At 65.8% G+C, this 18357-nt stretch carries 18 protein-coding genes; 5 read left to right on the top strand and 13 right to left on the bottom strand.

All coding sequences use genetic code 11. The annotated features are described in order from the left end of the window. Positions 1 to 2: 2 nt before the first annotated feature. From miaB to tsaB, 5 genes are read right to left on the bottom strand one after another with little or no spacing between them, the layout of a single operon-like run. Positions 3 to 1403, bottom strand: coding sequence for a tRNA (N6-isopentenyl adenosine(37)-C2)-methylthiotransferase MiaB (gene miaB, locus BBTA_RS00220; protein WP_011942573.1), 1401 nt, complete (start codon positions 1401 to 1403; stop codon positions 3 to 5). A gap of 55 nt (positions 1404 to 1458) precedes the next feature. Beyond that, entirely contained in the window at positions 1459 to 2157 is a 699-nt protein-coding gene (locus BBTA_RS00215; protein ID WP_011942572.1) for an HAD family hydrolase, read from the bottom strand. 9 nt (positions 2158 to 2166) lie between these two features. Further along, positions 2167 to 2619, bottom strand: a complete 453-nt coding sequence (locus BBTA_RS00210) for a Fur family transcriptional regulator (RefSeq protein WP_011942571.1) — start codon at positions 2617 to 2619, stop codon at positions 2167 to 2169. 43 nt (positions 2620 to 2662) lie between these two features. Then, positions 2663 to 3145: a ribosomal protein S18-alanine N-acetyltransferase gene (gene rimI, locus BBTA_RS00205; RefSeq protein ID WP_011942570.1), complete on the bottom strand. Its 483-nt coding sequence runs from the start codon at positions 3143 to 3145 to the stop codon at positions 2663 to 2665. Then, entirely contained in the window at positions 3142 to 3843 is a 702-nt protein-coding gene (gene tsaB / locus BBTA_RS00200; RefSeq protein ID WP_011942569.1) for a tRNA (adenosine(37)-N6)-threonylcarbamoyltransferase complex dimerization subunit type 1 TsaB, read from the bottom strand. Before tsaB ends, rimI begins: the two co-directional genes overlap by 4 nt. 142 nt (positions 3844 to 3985) lie before the next feature. Between tsaB and BBTA_RS00195 the strand changes: the two genes are divergently transcribed. Next, positions 3986 to 4414 carry a hypothetical protein gene (locus BBTA_RS00195; protein WP_041750236.1) on the top strand — a complete coding sequence of 143 codons (429 nt, stop codon included), beginning with the start codon at positions 3986 to 3988 and terminating at the stop codon, positions 4412 to 4414. A gap of 66 nt (positions 4415 to 4480) precedes the next feature. Here the strand turns inward: BBTA_RS00195 and BBTA_RS00190 are convergent, their stop codons facing one another. The 4 genes from BBTA_RS00190 to murJ all read right to left on the bottom strand — a co-directional run bounded on the left by BBTA_RS00190 (position 4481) and on the right by murJ (position 8444). Next, a complete protein-coding gene (locus BBTA_RS00190; RefSeq protein WP_011942567.1) occupies positions 4481 to 5050 on the bottom strand; it encodes a NifU family protein in 570 nt (189 codons plus the stop codon). Between the two features lie 108 nt (positions 5051 to 5158). Further along, positions 5159 to 5653, bottom strand: coding sequence for a universal stress protein (locus BBTA_RS00185; protein ID WP_011942566.1), 495 nt, complete (start codon positions 5651 to 5653; stop codon positions 5159 to 5161). Between the two features lie 132 nt (positions 5654 to 5785). After that, positions 5786 to 6838 (bottom strand): tryptophan--tRNA ligase, encoded by a 1053-nt coding sequence (gene trpS / locus BBTA_RS00180; protein WP_011942565.1) that lies wholly within the window; start codon positions 6836 to 6838, stop codon positions 5786 to 5788. 49 nt (positions 6839 to 6887) lie between these two features. After that, on the bottom strand, positions 6888 to 8444 hold the full coding sequence (gene murJ / locus BBTA_RS00175) for a murein biosynthesis integral membrane protein MurJ (RefSeq protein WP_011942564.1): 1557 nt from the start codon (positions 8442 to 8444) through the stop codon (positions 6888 to 6890). A gap of 70 nt (positions 8445 to 8514) precedes the next feature. On the opposite strand from murJ, the gene BBTA_RS00170 reads away from it, so the two are divergent. Further along, positions 8515 to 9516, top strand: coding sequence for an adenosine kinase (locus BBTA_RS00170; protein WP_011942563.1), 1002 nt, complete (start codon positions 8515 to 8517; stop codon positions 9514 to 9516). Between the two features lie 153 nt (positions 9517 to 9669). Here BBTA_RS00170 and BBTA_RS00165 read toward each other — a convergent pair whose 3' ends face one another. After that, the gene (locus BBTA_RS00165) at positions 9670 to 10863 is read right to left on the bottom strand and encodes a serine hydrolase (RefSeq protein WP_011942562.1); all 1194 of its coding nucleotides are present in this window, start codon (positions 10861 to 10863) and stop codon (positions 9670 to 9672) included. Between the two features lie 347 nt (positions 10864 to 11210). Here BBTA_RS00165 and BBTA_RS00160 point away from each other — a divergent pair, with 347 nt between their 5' ends. Continuing rightward, positions 11211 to 11531: a hypothetical protein gene (locus BBTA_RS00160; protein WP_011942561.1), complete on the top strand. Its 321-nt coding sequence runs from the start codon at positions 11211 to 11213 to the stop codon at positions 11529 to 11531. A 168-nt stretch (positions 11532 to 11699) separates the two neighbouring features. Continuing rightward, positions 11700 to 13196, top strand: a complete 1497-nt coding sequence (locus BBTA_RS00155) for an NAD-dependent succinate-semialdehyde dehydrogenase (protein WP_011942560.1) — start codon at positions 11700 to 11702, stop codon at positions 13194 to 13196. A gap of 2 nt (positions 13197 to 13198) precedes the next feature. On the opposite strand, the gene BBTA_RS00150 is transcribed toward BBTA_RS00155, so the two are convergent. Together BBTA_RS00150 and BBTA_RS00145 are read right to left on the bottom strand one after the other, a co-directional pair. Further along, positions 13199 to 13828, bottom strand: a complete 630-nt coding sequence (locus tag BBTA_RS00150; protein WP_041750235.1) for a hypothetical protein — start codon at positions 13826 to 13828, stop codon at positions 13199 to 13201. A gap of 207 nt (positions 13829 to 14035) precedes the next feature. After that, entirely contained in the window at positions 14036 to 16240 is a 2205-nt protein-coding gene (locus tag BBTA_RS00145) for an SLC26A/SulP transporter family protein (protein ID WP_011942558.1), read from the bottom strand. Positions 16241 to 16508: 268 nt separating this feature from the next. Between BBTA_RS00145 and BBTA_RS00140 the strand changes: the two genes are divergently transcribed. After that, positions 16509 to 17138 (top strand): glutathione S-transferase family protein, encoded by a 630-nt coding sequence (locus BBTA_RS00140; RefSeq protein WP_011942557.1) that lies wholly within the window; start codon positions 16509 to 16511, stop codon positions 17136 to 17138. A gap of 17 nt (positions 17139 to 17155) precedes the next feature. Here the strand turns inward: BBTA_RS00140 and BBTA_RS00135 are convergent, their stop codons facing one another. After that, on the bottom strand, positions 17156 to 18244 hold the full coding sequence (locus tag BBTA_RS00135; protein ID WP_011942556.1) for a mandelate racemase/muconate lactonizing enzyme family protein: 1089 nt from the start codon (positions 18242 to 18244) through the stop codon (positions 17156 to 17158). Between the last annotated feature and the right edge of the window lie 113 nt (positions 18245 to 18357).

The following is an 18357-nucleotide window of genomic DNA, read 5'->3' as shown; positions in this document are numbered from 1 at the left end:
GCTCAGCCTCCGATGGACACAAGGGGAGTGGCGGCGCCCGCAACCGGAGCCGCTGTTGCTACAAGCTCGCCAAGCAGGCTGTAGCGTTCAAGACTGTCGATTCGAACCGGCAGGACCTGGCCGATGATGTTGTCGGGCGCCATCACATGGGCCGGCTGCAGATAGGCCGTCCGTCCCACCAATTGACCGGGCTTGCGCGCGGCCCGCTCGAACAACACGTCCACGACCGTGCCGATCGCAGCCTTGTTGAAGGCCGCTTGCTGGCTGTCGATCAAGCTCTGGAGGCGCTCCAATCGCTCGTCCATCTCGGTCGCTGACACCATCTCCTGCATGTCCGCCGCCGGGGTGCCCGGGCGCGGCGAATATTTGAAAGAATAGGCTGCAGCGTAGCCGATTTGCGCGATGAGCGCGAGGGTGGCGCGAAAATCTTCCTCGGTTTCGCCCGGGAACCCGACGATGAAGTCCGAAGAGAATGCAATATCCGGCCGCGCCGCGCGAAAACGGTCGACAACTTTCCGATAATCGGACGCACCATGTTTACGGTTCATCAGGCCGAGGATCCGGTCAGAACCGGACTGCACCGGCAGATGTACGAACGGCATCACCGATGCGAGATCGCGATGGGCGGCGATCAGGCTGTCATCGACGTCATTGGGGTGGCTGGTCGAATAGCGGATCCGCGCCACGCCGGGGATCTCGGCAATGCCGTAGAGCAGGCGGCCGAGCGTCCAGGTGCTGCCGTCCGGCGCTTCACCGTGATAGGCGTTGACGTTCTGGCCGATCAGCGTGATCTCGCGGACGCCGTTCTCGGTCAGCCGCGTCACCTCGTCGAGGATGCGCGCCACCGGACGCGACATCTCGCTGCCGCGCGTATAGGGCACCACGCAGAAGGTGCAGAACTTGTCGCATCCCTCCTGCACGGTCACGAAGGCCGAGACGCCGCGGGCGCGAATGGCCTCGCGGCTCGGCCTGGCCAGGAAGCCGAACTTGTCCTCGGCCGGAAACTCAGTCTCGATCGCCGGCTCGCCACGGCCGGCGCGGGCAAGCAGTTCGGGCAGATGGTGATAGCTCTGCGGTCCGACCACGACGTCGACGGTCGGGGCACGGGTGACGATCTCGGCGCCCTCGGCCTGGGCCACACAACCGGCGACCGCAATCTGCATCGCGCGGCCTTGCCGCGCCGCCTCCTCCTTCGCCACCCGCAGCCGCCCGAGCTCCGAATAGACCTTTTCGGAGGCCTTCTCCCGGATATGGCAGGTGTTGAGGATCACCAGATCGGCGTCGCCCGCCTCGGCGGTCTCGACGAAGCCCTCAGCGCCCAGCGTGTCCACCATGCGCTGGGCATCGTAGACATTCATCTGGCAGCCATAGGACTTGATGTGCAGCTTCCGCGGCGGCGTCATGAACCCTTGCATGCGATCGGGAGCGCGCCCCTTCGGCGCAGGGCTCAGATATAGGCTATAGGGCCGAAAATCCAGCGAGCGGGCTCGTTTTCTGGCTCAGCCGGCCCAAAATGGCCGGAAGTTGCCGCATATCGTCGAAAACCAGGGTGGCGCCGGCAGCCCGCAGGTCGTCTGCATGCCCGTCGCGGCAGTGGCTGCCGCCATGAAACCCGAGCACCGTCATGCCGGCGGCGACGCCTCCCCGGATGCCGGCCGAACTGTCCTCCACCACCACGCAGGCGCTGGGTTTGGCGTTCATCTGCGCCGCGGCGAACAGGAACAGGTCCGGAGCGGGCTTGCCATTCTCGACCTGGGACGAGGAGAAGATATGGGGGGCCAACCGGTCGTACAGGCCGGTCGCGCCGAGGCTGACACGCATCCGCTGATGCGAGCCCGAGGACGCCACGCAAACCGGAACCGTGAGGGCATCGAGCGCGTCGGCGATGCCGTTGATCGCCTGCAGGTCCCGCTCAAACGCGCTGTACATCTCGGCCTGCAGCTTGGCGCTGAAATCGTCGGGCAGACCGTGCCCGAGTTCGGCTTCGATCTCGACGCAGGCCTGCTTCAGCGATCGGCCGAGGAAACGACGGAACACCTGATCGGTCGTGATCGGATAGCCGCAGCGGCTGAGCACGTCGGCGTGCGTCTGGCAGGAGATCACCTCGCTGTCGACCAGCACGCCGTCGCAATCGAAAATGACGAGATCGAAGCTCACCGCGCCGGATCAGCCATTCGTCTCTTCGTCGAGCGGCACGCAATACAGCTCGAGCCGGTGGTCGACGAGCTTGTAGCCGAGCTTACGGGCGATCTCCGCCTGCAGCTTCTCGATCTCTTCCGACGTGAATTCGATCACCTTGCCGTCGCGCAGATTGATCAGGTGATCATGATGGCTGTCGCGCATCTGCTCGTAGCGGGCGCGGCCCTCGCGGAAATCGTGACGCTCGATGATGCCGGCGTCCTCGAACAGCTTGACCGTGCGATACACCGTCGAGATCGAAATCTTGTCGTCGACGGCGACGCAGCGGCGGTAGAGCTCTTCGACATCGGGATGGTCGCTGGAATCCGCGAGCACGCGGGCGATCACCCGGCGCTGCTCGGTCATCCGCATGCCGGTCGCGGCGCAGCGGGCCTCGATCCCGGTGGAATTGAGCGCTGGAGTTGGTTTCAAGGAGGTCATCGTGTTTCGCCTCAAGGATGCGCTTTCTGCCACCAAGCGCAGTTTACGACAAGTCCCGGCGCATCAGAAGCGCATTCAACTGTTCCCCGCCGGGCTGCAGGTAATAGCGTTCCCGTCGGCCGACGGTCGCAAATCCGGCGCGTTCATAGAGTCTGCGCGCGGGCTGGTTGTTCTCCTCGACTTCGAGGAAAACTGTGCGCACGCCGCGGCCCGCCAGATGCCCCAGATGTTGCAGCAACAGATCACGAGAAAATCCACGGCCGCGCTGATTTGGGTCAAGTGCAATCGATAAAATTTCCGCCTCGTCGGCGCCGATCCGCGAGACGATGAAGCCGATGACGCGACGCCCGAGGCGCAGCCGGTGGACCATCGTGTTGCGCTCGGCGAGCATCGACTCGAACTCGCCCTCACCCCAGCCACGGTGAAACGATGCGGCATGGATCTGGGCCAGCCGAGCGGCGTCGCCCGGGGAGGCGGCCTGGATCGACGGTTTGGAGCGTCCAAACCAGCGGAACAGCATGTTCATGACGAGGCAGCCGTGTGCGCCAGCTCGGGCGCCGCGCCCGCCGGTGGCTTCACATCTGGCGCACGCAGATAGAAGGGACGCGCCGGCGCATGCGCCGGATCGGCCGCCGCACCCAGCCACGCCACCCACGCGATGTCGGGTCCCGGCTGGTTGTCGACCGCCACCGGCGCCGTGGCGCCGGCGGGCCATCGCTCCGCCAGCATCGATGCGGCATTGCCGACGAGATGCGGCGCGGCAAAGCGCGCGTCGGCAAGCAGATCGTCGATCGGCGCCACTTTCGGCGCGACCAGCTCGTCGCCATTGCCGCTCACGATCTGGTAGTAGACGTGATCATGCCGGGCATCGATCGCCGAGATCACCGGAGCATCGCCGTCGGCGCTGACCACCGGCGCAGCGTAGGCCGACAGCGTCGTCACCCCCACCACCGGCTTGTGCGCTGCCAACGCAATGCCACGGGCAGCGGAGAGGCCGACGCGCAGCCCCGTGAAACTACCGGGGCCGGTGGTGACGACGATGCGGTCGAGTTCCTGGAAGGCGATGCCGGATTGCTGCCTCACGCGTGCGACCAGGGGCATCAGTGCCTCAGCATGGCCACGCTTCATCGGCAGCGTTTCCTGCGCCCGCATCACGGCGGAATCCGTGTCCAGAACGGCGGCTGCGCAATGGTCGAGAGCCGTATCGATGGCCAGTATCAGCATCCTGTCAGGGTCGCATTGTTGGAGGCGCGCGATGCGCGGAATACCTTTGCGGTAACGCGATAAAGTGAGTTGCTACGTTCTTACACGGTCGCCGCGCGGAGCGCATCACGGCGCGAGGCAGGATTTAGTTAAATTACTGGATATGCTGCCGTTTAAGCAAATCTTTCCGTGCCCAAAGGCCGGAGGCCCGGCGACGCCGGGCGACGGCGCCGGTCGCAGTGGTCGTTGTCCGGCCGCCGAAAGCAAGTTCGTTGTGATTCAAAGGGCGCCGCGCGATCCGCTGACAGTGGTCGACGCCATCAGCCGCGCGCTGGTGATGATTGCGTTCGATCTCGACGGCACGCTCAGCGCGCCCGGACGGCTTCAAGCTGGCCCGGGGCCTGTCATCAGCTGTGGGTGCGATCGAGCTGATCAGCAGCATCACGGGCAGATCAACCTGCCGGCGTCGAGCCGCAAGATCGGGATGGCCCGCGCGGGCGAGTCGACTCCGGATTCCGTCGGAAACGCAAACCGGAACGTCAACGATGACGTATCATCGGCAACCCGGCCCGCGACCGGAACGACGGCGTGAGCAGCGGGACAATGATGATGTCGCGAACAGGAAAGCTGTTCGCGACCTCTCTATCAGCCTTCGCTCTCACATCGGGCGGACTTCGACCACCTCGGGTACGAAGTGCTTCAGCAGATTCTGGATGCCATGCTGCAGCGTCGCGGTCGATGACGGGCAGCCCGAGCAGGCGCCCTTCATGTTGAGGTAGACGATGCCGTCCTTGAAGCCGCGGAAGGTGATGTCGCCGCCATCATTGGCGACCGCCGGGCGGACGCGGCTTTCGATCAAATCCTTGATCATCCCGACCGTCTCGGTGTCCGCCTCGTCATAGAACTCGTCGTCCTCATCGGTGGCGTCGTCATTGGCGGCGCTGCCATCGGCGAGCAGCGGTGCGCCCGACATATAGTGCTCCATGATCGCGCCAAGGATGGCCGGCTTGAGATGCTGCCATTCGCCGTCGTTCTTGGTCACGGTGATGAAGTCGGCGCCGTAGAACACGCCGGTGACGCCGCCAATGGCGAACAGGCGCTCGGCCAAGGGCGAACGCGCAGCCGCCTCGCGGCTCGAAAATTCCATCGTTCCGGAGGGCAGCACGACGCGGCCCGGGATGAACTTCAGGGTGGCAGGATTGGGGGTGGCTTCGGTCTGGATGAACATGATCTTCTCCGGCAGCGCCGGTTCAAGGCCGGCCTGGTGCGTCCTCATAGCAGATGGCGCGCGGCCGCGCACGATCAAGAGGGGCGCGTCCCGGTTTCGGACCTAACCCTATGACAGCGCGTCGATATCGGCGTCGGCGAGGTCGCCCGGCACGATCACCAACGGCACCGGGAAGGCGCCGATGGTCTTGGTGACGTGGCTCACCAACGGCCCCGGCCCTTCGGCGCCGGCATTGGCCGCCAGCACGAGCAGCGCAATATCGCGATCGGCCTCCACCGTCGCCAGGATCTGCGTGGTGGGATCGCCTTCCCGGATCACCCGGTCCGGTGCCTGGATGCCGATGGACGACAGCAGCGTCGCGGCCTGATCGAGCGCCGCATTGGCCTCGTCCTGGGCTTCCGCGCGCATGAGATCGGCGACCCCGAGCCATTGCTGGTTCTGGTCCTCCGTCTCGATGACATGCAGCATCACGATGCCGCCGCCCGCGCGCGCAGCCCAACGCCCCGCATAGCGAATCGCGCGGTCGCATTCCGCACTGTCATCGACCACGACCAGGCATTTCGGCGTGTGCCCGATATCGTAGCTCTGCCGCTGCACCGCCATTGCTATCCCCGCCTGCTGCTGCGAGATGGACATCGCGATGCTGCCACACCCCGGTTGCGTTGGGGAGAGGGGCCGCAGGTTCCTTGCCGTCGACAACGGCCGCGCACCCCGAACGCCAGGGCGCCGTCGCGCTCAGCTCTTGCGGATGAAGCCGACGATATCCTTCGCCGCCTTCATGGTCTCTGCTGCAATGGCCTGGGCACGCTCGCCGCCATCGATCAACACGGAGTCGACATAACCGGGATCGGCTGTGAGGCGCTTCATCTCCGCGGCGATCGGACCAAGCTTGGTCACGCACAGTTCGACCAGCGCATTCTTGAAGCTGGAGAACTGACCGCCGCCAAAATCCCTGAGCACCTCGGCCTTGCTGCGGTCCGACAAGGCCGCATAGATGCCGACGAGGTTGTCGGCCTCGGGACGTGCCTCCAGTCCCTTTTCCTCGGTCGGCAGCGGCTCCGGATCGGTCTTGGCCTTGCGTACCTTCTGCGCGATCGTATCGGCGTCGTCCGTCAGGTTGATGCGGGAATAGTCCGACGCATCCGACTTCGACATCTTCTTGGTGCCGTCGCGCAGCGACATCACACGGGTCGCAGGACCGGTGATGAAGGGCTCCGGAAGCGGAAAGAACAGGCCATCGCCAAAGCCGTGGCTGCGGATCGAGTCGCCGAAATCATTGTTGAACTTCTGCGCGATGTCGCGTGACAGCTCGAGATGCTGCTTCTGGTCCTCGCCGACCGGAACATGGGTGGCGCGGTAGAGCAGGATGTCGGCCGCCATCAGCACCGGATAATCGTACAGACCCACCGACGCATTTTCGCGGTCCTTGCCGGCTTTCTCCTTGAACTGCGTCATCCGGTTCAGCCAGCCGATGCGCGCGACACAGTTGAAGATCCAGGCGAGCTCGGCATGACCCGAGACCTGGCTCTGATTGAACACGATGTGCTTCTTCGGATCGATGCCGGCGGCGATGAACGCCGCGGTGACCTCGCGGGTGTTACGTGCGAGCTCGGCGGGGCCACCCCAGACATCGACGGGCATGGTGATCGCGTGCATGTCGACCACGCAATAGATGCAGTTGTGGGTTTCCTGCATCTTCACGAAGTTGACGATCGCGCCGAGATAATTGCCGAGATGCAGGTTGCCGGTCGGCTGGACGCCCGAGAAAACCCGTTCCACGAAGGCCATGGTGACTGTTCCAGATGATGGATTTGGTGCGTCGTTTGGCACGGGCGCCTCAAAGGTGCAAGTCGCCGGCGGGCCGCTGCCGTAGTGCCCGGACGGTTTCGCCCCAGCTCACGACGCGCAGGGCCGACAGCAGCCCGACATAGAGCATGACGGCTCCGCCGATCAGCACGGCGAGCAACGCGGCGAGGCCGAGATGGCCCGTGGTCTCCGGGCTGGTCAGTTGCACCGCTGCCGCGAGCGCCGCCCCCATGATCGCCGCCGCCAGCACCATGCGCGGCAGCCGGCGCCGTGATGCCTGGGAGATCGCAAAGCCGAAGCTTGCGGTCCCGCGCCGGATCAGCACCGCGGCATTGGCCCAGGCGCCGAGCGCCAATCCCGCCGCGATGCCGTCCACCCCGAATCGCTGGCCGAGCAGGAACGCCAGCGCGATCGCGACGCCGCATCCGATCAAGGTCGCGCGCAGCGGGGTCTGCGTGTCCTCGCGGGCGAAGAAAGCGGGCTGCAGTGCCTTCGTCAGCACCTGGGCGGGAAGGGCGGCCGCCAGCCAGCCCAGAACATGCGCGGTCGCGGTCGCGTCATCCGAGGTGAATGCGCCGTGTTCGAACAGCAAACGAATGATCGGATCGTTCAGGATCATCAGCCCCAGCGTGGCCGGCAGCGCGAGCCCGATGGTCAGCTCGAGGCCGTGCGACTGCACCTCGGCCAGCGCCTGCTTGTTGCCGCCATGCAGCGCCCGTGTCAGTTCCGGCACCAGCACGGTGCCCATGGCGACGCCGACGAGCCCGAGCGGCAGCTCGATCAGGCGGTTGGCAAAATACAGCCACGACACCGCCGAGGGTTGGCTCGATGCGATGATCGCACCGGCGACGGCGAGCAACTGCGGGCCGGCGCTGGCAACCATGCCCGGCAACGCGTTGGCGAAGAAGCCGCGCATCTCCGCGTCGAATGCGAGCCGCACGGGCGAGGCGATGCGCGCGCCGCGGCCGCGCCGCGCCAGCATCGCGAGCTGCAGCAGGCCGGCGACGCCGATCGTGGCGGCGAGCAGCAGCGCGGCCCGCGCGGGATCCGGATGTTGCGTCAGCAGCACGATCGTCACGCCGATCAGCGCGACGTTGAAGAGCAGCGGTGCAAACGCCGCCAGCGCGAACCGTCTTTGTGCGCTGGAGAGCGCGAGCAGCACGGTGGAGGGGCCGGCGAAAGCGAGATAGGGCAGCATCAGCCTGGAGTCATCCACGGCCAAGGTGAGCGTCTCTTCACCGCTGAATCCCGGTGCGAGGATCGCCATCACGAGCGGCATCAGCAGTGCGAGCCCGACCGTTGCTGCAAAAAGTCCGGCGCTGACGGTGCCGAGCACGCGGCCGGCGAAGGCCGCTGCCTGCATTGTGCCAGCCTGCTGGTATATTCGAAGCCACGCCGGCACCAGCGCTGCATTCAGCGCGCCCTCTGTCAGCAATCGCCTCACGACATTGACGAGCTGGAATGCTGCGAGAAATGCGTCCGCGACCGGGCCTGCGCCCAGCAGCGCGGCGATCAGCGCGTCCCTGCCGAAGCCGAGCAGGCGCGAGGCCAGTGTTCCTGACAACACGGTGACGAATGAACGGATCATGAGGCTTCTATAGCAGCGCGGCTTGTGATAGGCCGCAGCGTTTGCAAAACGCCGTAAACGGGGCCCGTGAATGACTGACGCGAAATACGATGTTCTCGGTATCGGCAACGCGATTTTCGACGTGTTGGTGCACGCCGACGAAGCCTTTCTCGCCAAGCATGCCATGACGAAGGGCAGCATGGCGCTGATCGACGAGGCGCGTGCCGCCGCGATCTACCGCGACATGGGCCCGGCCACGGAGATGTCGGGAGGGTCTGGGGCCAACACCATCGTCGGCCTCGCAAGCCTCGGCGCGCGTGCCGCTTATGTGGGCAAGGTCCGGGACGATCAGATCGGCCGGATGTATTCTCACGATATCCGCGCTGCCGGCGTGACCTTCGACACTGCGCCGGCCACGGACGGTCCGGCGACCGGCTGCTGCTACATCCTGGTGACGCCCGACGGTGAGCGCACCATGAACACCTATCTCGGCGCCGCGCAGAACCTGACCGCCGCCGACATCGATCCCGCCCAGATTGCCGCGGCCCGCATCGTCTATCTCGAAGGCTATCTGTGGGACCCCAAGGAGGCCAAGGAGGCCTTCGTGAAGGCCGCGACGGTCGCGCATGATGCGGGACGCGAGGTGGCGCTGACATTGTCGGACTCGTTCTGCGTCGACCGCTATCGCGAGGAGTTCCTGGACCTGATGCGGGGCGGCACCGTCGATATTGTCTTCGCCAACGAGGCCGAACTGCACTCCCTGTATCAGACCTCCGATTTCGACGGCGCGCTGAAGCAGCTGCGGGAGGATGCGACACTCGGCATTGTCACCCGCAGCGACAAGGGCTGCGTCGTGGTGTCGAATGACGGCGTCATCGCGGTGCCGGCGCATCCGATCGAGACGCTGGTGGACACGACCGGCGCCGGCGACCTGTTCGCCGCGGGCTTCCTATTCGGGCTGGTGCGCAAGACCGGCTACGAGATGGCTGGACGGCTCGGCGGCCTCGCCGCCGCCGAGGTGATCCAGCATATCGGCGCCCGTCCGCAGGTGTCGCTGAAGGAGTTGGCCGCGCAGAACGGGCTAAAGGCGTAACTGACCAGACGAGCGTTTCCTGAGAGACGGCGATCCATGCTGGTCTGGGCTCGCGCCGTCTGCAACGGCAGAGAACTCTATTAGTTTAGGCCACGCCAAACGTCGGAGGCGCGCGATCTCATCGATCGCGCGCCTCCGCGCTGTCTCAATGCATCACGCGGCCTTCCGTCCGCCGGCGGCATCCAGGCCGGCATAGACCGCGCGCTCGAAGCCGGCAAAGGTCTCCAGGCACAGCCGGTCTGCGAACGGCAACAGCTGCATCAGGATTACGCCGGTGACGTCCCGCGCGGGATCGATCCAGTAATATGTGTTGGCGAGGCCGGCCCAGGCGAGGCTGCCGGCGCTGCGGCCCTCCGGTGTCGGCGCCGTCGTGATCATGAAGCTCAGGCCCCATTTCTTGACGATGTCCGGATAGAGATCGACGTCATTGGTGACCCCGGGCACGGCCGCCGCCATCTTGGTCATCTCCAACTCGCCGATATGGTTGTCGCGCATCGCTGCGACCGTCTCCGGCTTCAGCACCTGGTTGCCATTGCCGCGGCCGTTGTTGAGGATCATCCGGGTGAAGCGGATGTAGTCGCCGGCGGTGCCGTAGAGTCCGCCGCCACCCATGTGGAATTCCGGCTCCTGCTCGATCTCGAACGGAATCGGCGCCAGCGCACCGTCCTCGCCGCGGGCATGCATGCCGACCAGCCGTGCGCGCTGCGACGCGCCGAGCTTGAAGCCGGTATCATCCATGCTGAGCGGAGCGAACAGATTGTCGCGCAGGTAGCGATCGAGCGTCACGCCGCTGACGGCCTCCACCGCCTTGCCGACGAAGTCGATGTTGATGCCATATTCCCAGCGCGTGCCCGGGTCGGAGGCGAGCGGCAGCGTCAGCGCGTCGTTCTTGCAGGTGATGATGCCGGGTGTGCCGGCCTTCTGCACATAGCTCGCCATGTCGCCGTTCCACATGTCGTAGCAGAACCCGGCGGTATGGGTCATCAGATGGCGCAAGGTGATCGCGGTCCTGGCCGGCCGCAGGATCGGCTCGCCATGGGCGTCGAAGCCGTCCAGCACCTTCGGCGCGGCAAGATCGGGGAGAACCTCGCCGATCGGCGCGTCCAGCGACAGCCGTCCCTGTTCGACCAGCTGCATTCCGGCGGCGCAGGTGATCGCCTTGGTCATCGACGCGATCCAGAACACGCTGTCCGTCGTCATCGGGTCGTCGCGGCCGAGGTCGCGCTTGCCGAAGGCGCCTTCGTAGATCACGCCGTTGCTGTCCGCGGCGACGGCGACGACGCCGGGAATCTCGCCGGCCTCGGCCCTCTGCCGCAACCCGCGATCAATATCGGTCTTGTTCTGCATGATGTCCTCCCGTTCCGTTCTTGTGTGACGGCGGATGATTGTTTCCTGCGCCGTTCCGGCCAGCAAGAACCGTCCGCCGTGGGACTGGTCGCGATCTCGTGATGATGCGGCGCGAATGATCGCGGCACGGGAGAAGGCCGTCCGGAAGGCCACATCCCTTCAAATTCCTCAGAGAATCATGGTTAGTTCCGTCCAGCCGCGAGCCTGCCACATGGGGGCCATGTTCCCATCACGGGCCTGGTCCTGTTGTGAGTTGCAACCATTTCTGCATTAAAGGGTTGAAGACACCGGCCTTTTCAGGCCGCGCGAGACATTTTTGGCGGCAACGACCGCCAAATGGGGGCGATATGATTTCGACATGGAGCGAGTGGAAGCGGTATCCGCGGCCCGGCCGCGGTGACAATATCGAGGCGCCGATCACGCCCGGAATCTACGAGGTGCGCATCGCCGCAACCGGTGCGTTGTACGCGTTCGGCGCCGTCGACAATGTCGCGCAGGCGCTGGCGCTGCTGCCTGTCGGGCAGAAGTCCTGGTTTGGACGCCGCGACCCTGCGGCGTTGCCCGACCTCGAATACCGCACCTGCGCAACGTCGACCAAGGCCGACGCCAAGGCGGCAGCCGAACGCATGATCGGACGTCGCGAGACCTATATGAGCGGCGCGGCCTGAGCCGCTGGCATCGGGCGGTCAGCACGCGCCGTCAGTACGCATTTGGTGCTGGAAAGGCACGGTTGGCCAGATCGAATGTACCGTTCAGGCGGCGCACACGCCGTGCGCCTGCGCCCGACGGTGGCTATATTCGAGGCGACATGTTGCTCGCTTTCGAGGAGTTGCCCGATGACACCGACCGCAGCCACCCGCACCACGCCGTCCGCGACTGCCAGCTTGCGGGAACGTCTGAAGGACGGCTCGCTGCTGCGTGAGCAGTGCTATATCGACGGCAGCTGGGTCGGCGTTCCCGTCTTCCCGGTCAACAATCCGGCCACCGGCGCCGAACTCGCCAAGGTGGCTCAGCTTGGCGCCGCGGAGACGACGCAGGCGGTCGAGGCCGCCGCGCGGGCCTTCCCGGCCTGGGCCAAGCTGACCGCCAAGCAGCGCTCCAATCTCCTGCGCAAATGGTTCGAGCTGATCGTGGCGAACCGCGAGGACCTCGCGCTGATCCTCACCTCCGAGCAGGGCAAGCCGCTCAACGAGGCGCTCGGCGAGGTCGATATCGGCGCCGCCTATATCGAGTTCTTCGCCGAGGAGGCGCGCCGCGTCTATGGCGAGACGATCCCGACGCAGAAGCCGGATGCACGGCTGCTCGCGCTCAAGCAGCCGATCGGCGTCTGCGGTGCGATCACGCCGTGGAATTTTCCGAACTCGATGATCACCCGCAAAGTGTCCCCGGCCCTCGCTGCCGGCTGCACCGTGGTGCTGAAGCCGGCCAATGAAACGCCGCTGTCGGCGCTGGCGCTCGCCGTGCTGGCTGAGCGCGCCGGCATTCCGAAGGGCGTGCTCAACATCATCACCGGCGACGCGCCGCCGATCGGCAAGGTGCTGTGCGAGCATCCGGCCGTTCGCTTCGTCGGCTTCACCGGCTCGACCGAGGTCGGCAAGATCCTGTACCGCCAGTCCGCCGGCACGGTGAAGAAGCTCGGCCTCGAGCTCGGCGGTAACGCGCCGTTCGTGGTGTTCGACGATGCCGATGTCGATGCGGCGGTCGAAGGCGCCATCGTCTCGAAGTATCGCAACATGGGCCAGACCTGCGTCTGCGCCAACCGCCTCTATGCACAGGACGGCATCTACGACGCCTTCGTCGAGAAGCTGGCGGCGCGGGTCGCGGCGATGAAGATCGGCGACGGCACCGAGGCCGGCGTTGTGCAGGGACCACTCATCAACGAGGAGGCGGTGGAGAAGGTCGAGCGCCACATCGCCGATGCGGTGAAGGGCGGCGCGACGATCGTCACCGGCGGCAAGCGCCATGCGCTCGGCCGCACCTTCTTCGAGCCGACGGTTCTATCCAACGTGAAGGCCGATGCGCTGGTCGCGCATGAGGAGACGTTCGGCCCGCTCGCGCCGGTCATCCGCTTCCAGAGCGAGGCCGACGTCATCGCGATGTGCAACGCCTCGCCGTTCGGTCTTGCCTCCTACTTCTACGCCCGCGATCTCGGCCGCGTCTGGCGCGTGGCGGAGGCGCTGGAGTCGGGCATGGTCGGCGTCAACACCGGCCTGATCACCACCGAAGTGGCGCCGTTCGGCGGCGTCAAGGAGAGCGGCCTGGGGCGCGAGGGTTCGCATCACGGCATCGAGGAATATCTCGAGATCAAATATGTGATGATGGCCGGCGTGTGAGATCACGCCGACCTGTCGACCGAAGATGACGTCGAGACCGCGGGAAGCTTGTTCACCGGCACCATGAAGGATTTGTTGCCGACCTGATAGATCACCGTCCCGCTCTTGCCGTCATTGGTCGAGATCTGCGACTGACCGAACATGATGACGTTCTTGTAGACGATCCCGATGCCTTGGCGGGTAATGCCGTCGGTGGTGACGCTGACCTGTGCCTCATTGCCCTTGACGGCCAGGACGCGAAAGCTCGCGCTCTTGCCGTTGTCGGCCGAATAGCCGGCCCAGCTGCCCGTCAGGTTGCTCTCATTGGCGGGAGGGGCCTGCTTTTCGAGCATCGCGGTGGCCTTGCCGCCGCCGGCCGAGAACAGCAGCACGGCATTTTTGCCGTTCTTGGTTCCGAGCGTCACGGGGCCGAAGTCGATGGTGGAGCCGTTGACCTTGCCGATGCCGCGCTCGGTGCGTCCATGATGGGTGTATTCCACCGTCGCCTGGGCGCCGCGAATGTTCACGACCTTGAAGCTCACGGCCTGGTTGTTGGCCGTCCAGCTGCCCTTCCACTCACCGAGCAGGTTGCTCTGGTGATAGACCCGCTCCATGGCGGGAGAAATCTGGTTCGTGCTTTGGACGATCGCCATGGGCGCCCGCAACGAGCTGATGTGCTCTTGTCGATATATTTCTAAACATTACAAACTGTATCGAGGCGTAGCCCCGCAGGGTAAACGATGGGTTAATGGCGGCGGCGGTGCTCCGCTGCGCGCTGCGACCGATCGTCTCGGGCTCGCGCGCCGATGTCGTAAGCCCGCTCGCCGCGTGATCTGCCCTGCGCCTGCTGACGGCAGGGACTACCGCCTCAGCACCGCGATGGTGCGATTGGCGAAGCTCAGCCGCTCCGCCATGATCGTCACGAAATAGGTCAGCAGCTTCTGCGCCAGCGCCGGGTGCTCGCGCGTGATCGCGTCGAATTGCGGGATGCTGAGCTCATAGAGCACGCTGTCGGTCTCGGCCTGGATCGTCGCGCTGCGCGGCGTATGCGCCACCAGCCCCATCTCGCCGATCGTCGTGTAGCGCCCGAGGCTGCGCACCCGCGTCGTGCCACCGCGCTCGGCCGGAACCATGACGCCGACCCGTCCATCGAGGATGAAATGCATCGAGGCCGCCTCGTCGCCGGCGCGCACGATGGTGGTGCCGGCGGGCACGTCGAGCCGTTCGCAGCGGCGCATCAGCTCGCTGGCATCGGCGTCGCTGCCGAGGATCGCGGTGAACCAGTCGCGCAGCGAGGCCTCGTCCTGGGCATGGCCCTGATGGCGCGCAATGATCGCGTTCTCGCAGCGTTCGAGCGCATGATCGAGCTCCGGCGTGATCACCACATCCTTGGTGATGAACTCGCCGGCGCGCAGCGTCCGCTCGATCGCGGGCGTCAGATGCGCCATCGCGATCTGGACGTGGCGGTCGCGCGCCAGCCGCTTGATCTGGCTGAAGCTGTAGGCGGCCGAGGAATCCATGCCGGTCACGAGCCGGAAATCGAGCACCAAAAAGCGGCATTCGGAACGGCGCTGCAGCCGCGCCTTGACGTGGCGGTACAGCCGGTTGGCCGATCCGAAGAACAGATAGCTCTGCAGGTTGAGGCCATGGATCTCGCCGCCATGCAGCGCGAGGATCTCCTGCTGCTCGCGCGAGCGGTCGAGCGAGCTGCGATATTCGGTGCCGTCGAAGCTGTATTTGATCGGGTTGATGCGCGCCGCGCTGAACGCGAAGGCGGTGCAGCCGATCACGATGCCGAGCACGATCCCGGCGATGAAGCCCCATTTCAGGATGATGATGATGATCGCGAGCAGCGAGGCATATTCGATCAGCGACAGCCGCCGCCGCGACTGCACCGCCCATTTGTACAGCGTGTCGGCGCCGAGATAGAGCAGCAGCCCGCCGAGCACGAATTTCGGCATGTAGCCGAGCAGGGACGGCGCCAGCACCAGCATCGACAGCGCGATCGTCGCCGATGTCAGTCCCGACAGCCGGCCGCTGCCGCCGGCGCTGAAATTCAGGATGGTGCGGCTCACCGAGATGCAGCCGGGGTAGCCGCCGATGCTGGCGGCGAGGATGTTGCCGAGGCCGGTGACGGTGAGCTCGCGCTCGATATTGGCCTCGCTATGGGTCGCGACCTCGATGCCCGTCGTGTTGAACAGCGTGCTGCAGGCGGTGACGAAGATGACGGCGATGATGTCGCCGGCCAACGCCGGCAGCGCATGCCAGGGATAATGACTCAGCGCATCGATCGTCCAAGGCCAGGCCAGCGCCACGTGCTGTGGCGGCAGGAACGTCCATCCCAGCGTCTGCGCCGCCTTGGGCGAAATGCCGGCCAGCCAGAAGCCCGCATGGGCGGCCAGGGTCGCGACGATCAGAATCAGCGGCAGGCTGAATGGCCAGCGCGACCGGTGCCAGGTCAGGTACAGCACCAGCGCCATCACCGCCGCTGCGCCGAGCTCGTACAGCACCTGCCGCGAGGCGAAGGCGCCGAGCGTCGCCAGCTCCAGCTGCTGGCCGGTGACGACGCTGATGGCGCCGAGCAGGATGAGCGCGCCGGTGGCGCCGAGAAAGCCGGCGACAACCGGATAGGGCACGTAGCGGATGGCGCGGCCGAGCTGCGTCGTGCCGAGGCCGCCCAGGATCAATCCGGTGGCGAGGCTGGCGAACCCGAAGGTGATGAGTACCACCGGCAACAGGGCCGCGGCGGGGGCGGCTCCGGCGAGCCGGTCCGCGATCGTGCCGGCCAGGATCGCGGTCGTCGCCGCGACCGAACTGTCCGGCGCCCCGATCGCAAACGGCAGCGAGCTGCCGAGCGCCAGCACCAGCGCCATCAGCGCCGAGACGGTGAAGGTGATGCCGAGGCCGTGGCTGAGAGAGGGCGCGAGCGGGCCTGCGAAGATCAGCAGCGTATAGGACAGCCCGTAAGTGATGGTCAGAACGCTGGCGGCGGCGCCGCCAAGAATGTCCTCGAAACCGCGTCGCGCGGCCGAATGGCCGATCGTGGCCGAAACCGTGTTGCTCACGCCAATATGCCTCAATTCAATGCGGCCAGTGGTAGGCTGACGGCCGCCCGGCGCAAGTGACAATTTTATGACAAGACCAGGACAGCAGAGTCGGCCTGTGGCGACGTCGCCAAGGCTTGCAACGAGAAGACGGTTCGTTGAGGATGCGGCGCGGGACCGGTCACGCGTAGAGGATGTGGCGCGCAGCCTGGAGCAGGACGCCGGCAGGCCCAGGCCATAGGCCAGCGACATGCCGTCGATCGCGCCGAGACTGGCTGGGAGAGCCCTCATGATGCTGTACGATTGCTCAACGGCGCCCAGTCCGCGCCGCGTGCGCATCTTTCTCGCCGAGAAAGGTCTCACGCTTCCCACCGTGCAGGTCGATCTGCGCGGCGGCGAGCAGTTCACTCCGGCGTTTCGCGCCATGAATCCCGGTTGCACCGTGCCGGTGCTCGCGCTCGACAGCGGCGCGGCCATTAGCGACATCATTGCCATCTGCCGCTATATCGAGGAGCTGCATCCTGAGCCCGCCCTGATGGGACGAGACGCGGAAGAACGGGCGCTGATCGAATGCTGGGTGCGGCGGATCGAGTGGGATGGCATCTACGCCATCCAGGAAGCGTTCCGGAACAGCATGCCGGGCCTGGAGCACCGCGCGCTGCCGGGCCCGCTGCCGCTCGAGCAGATTCCGGCGCTGGCGGAGCGCGGCCGCCTGCGGGCGCGGCATTTCCTGGCATGGCTCGATACGCGGCTCGCCGATCACGCCTTCGTCGGCGGAGCCGCCTTCACGATCGCCGACATCAGCGCCATGGTGACCGTCGATTTTGCCGCGCGCGCGAAGCTCGATCCCCCCGAGCACCTTCGCCATCTCAGGCGATGGCACCAGGACGTGTCGAGCCGCCCGAGCGCGAAGGCGTGACGTGGCCGACGGCTTGCCTAAGCCGCAAGCTTGGCCAGTCCTTCCCAGTCGAATGTGATGCCGTGGCCGGGTCGTGCCGGCGCCAGCGCGAGGCCATTCTCCAGCAGCAGCGGGTGTTCGATGAAGCGGTCGAGGCCGAAGCCGTGCGCCTCGAGGAACGAGCGGTTCGGGCAGGCGGCGAGCAGGTGCACGGTGACGTCATGCGCGCCATGGCTGGTCACCGGCAGGTTGAAGGCTTCGGCGAGCCGCGCGATCTTCATGAAGGACGTGACGCCGCCGCAATTGGTGACGTCGGGCTCGGGATAGGACAGGGCGCCAGAGGCGATGTAGGTCTTGAAGTCCCATAGCGAGCGCAAATTCTCGCCCGCCGCGATCGGCACGCCGCCGGCAGCCAGGATGCGGGCATGGCCGGCGATGTCGTCGGGAATGATCGGCTCCTCCAGCCAGGTCAGATCGAACGGCTGCAGCGCGCGTGCGGCGCGGATCGCCTCCTCGACCGTCCACTTCATGTTGGCATCGGCCATCAGCGGAAAGCCGTCGCCGAGATGCTCGCGCATCGCGGCCACCCGCGCGACGTCGGCGCCGAGATCAGGCCGGCCGACCTTCATCTTGATGGCGCGAAAACCCTTGGCGAGATTGTCGTCGGTCTGCTTCAGCAAGGCCTCGTTCGACAGATCGAGGTCGATGCCGCCGGCATAGCAGGGCACGCCGGCATCGAAGCCGCCGAGCAGCTTGAACAGCGGCAGCGTCGCGCGCCGCGCCTTCAGATCCCATAGCGCGATATCGAGCGCCGACAGCGCCAGCACGACCGGTCCGCCGCGCCCGCCATAATGCAGGCCCCACCACACCCGGTGCCAGATTGCCTCGGTGTCGTCGGCATCATGGACCGCGATCAGATCGGGAATCTCGCGCCTGACGATGTCGGCAACCGCGCCGCCATTGCGCCCGACCGTATAGGTGTAGCCGACGCCTTCGGCGCCGTCGACATCGCGCACCCGGCAGGTGATCAGCTCGAATGCCGTCATCGCACCATGCGTGCTATCGGACAGCGTCACGCTGAGCGGAATGCGGTAGAGCCCGGTCTCGATCGATGCGATCAGTGCCATCGGCGCGGTTCCTTCCCTGGATTTTTGGCGAAGGTTATGCTCGTGATGCGGCAGGGGCAAATGCGAATGCCACATGGCCGACCCGGGCCGGGCCTCGATATGGATCAGCATGC

Origin of the sequence: Bradyrhizobium sp. BTAi1 (genome assembly GCF_000015165.1) — a bacterium.
Lineage (GTDB): Bacteria > Pseudomonadota > Alphaproteobacteria > Rhizobiales > Xanthobacteraceae > Bradyrhizobium > Bradyrhizobium denitrificans.
This window is presented reverse-complemented; position numbering and strand designations above follow the sequence as displayed.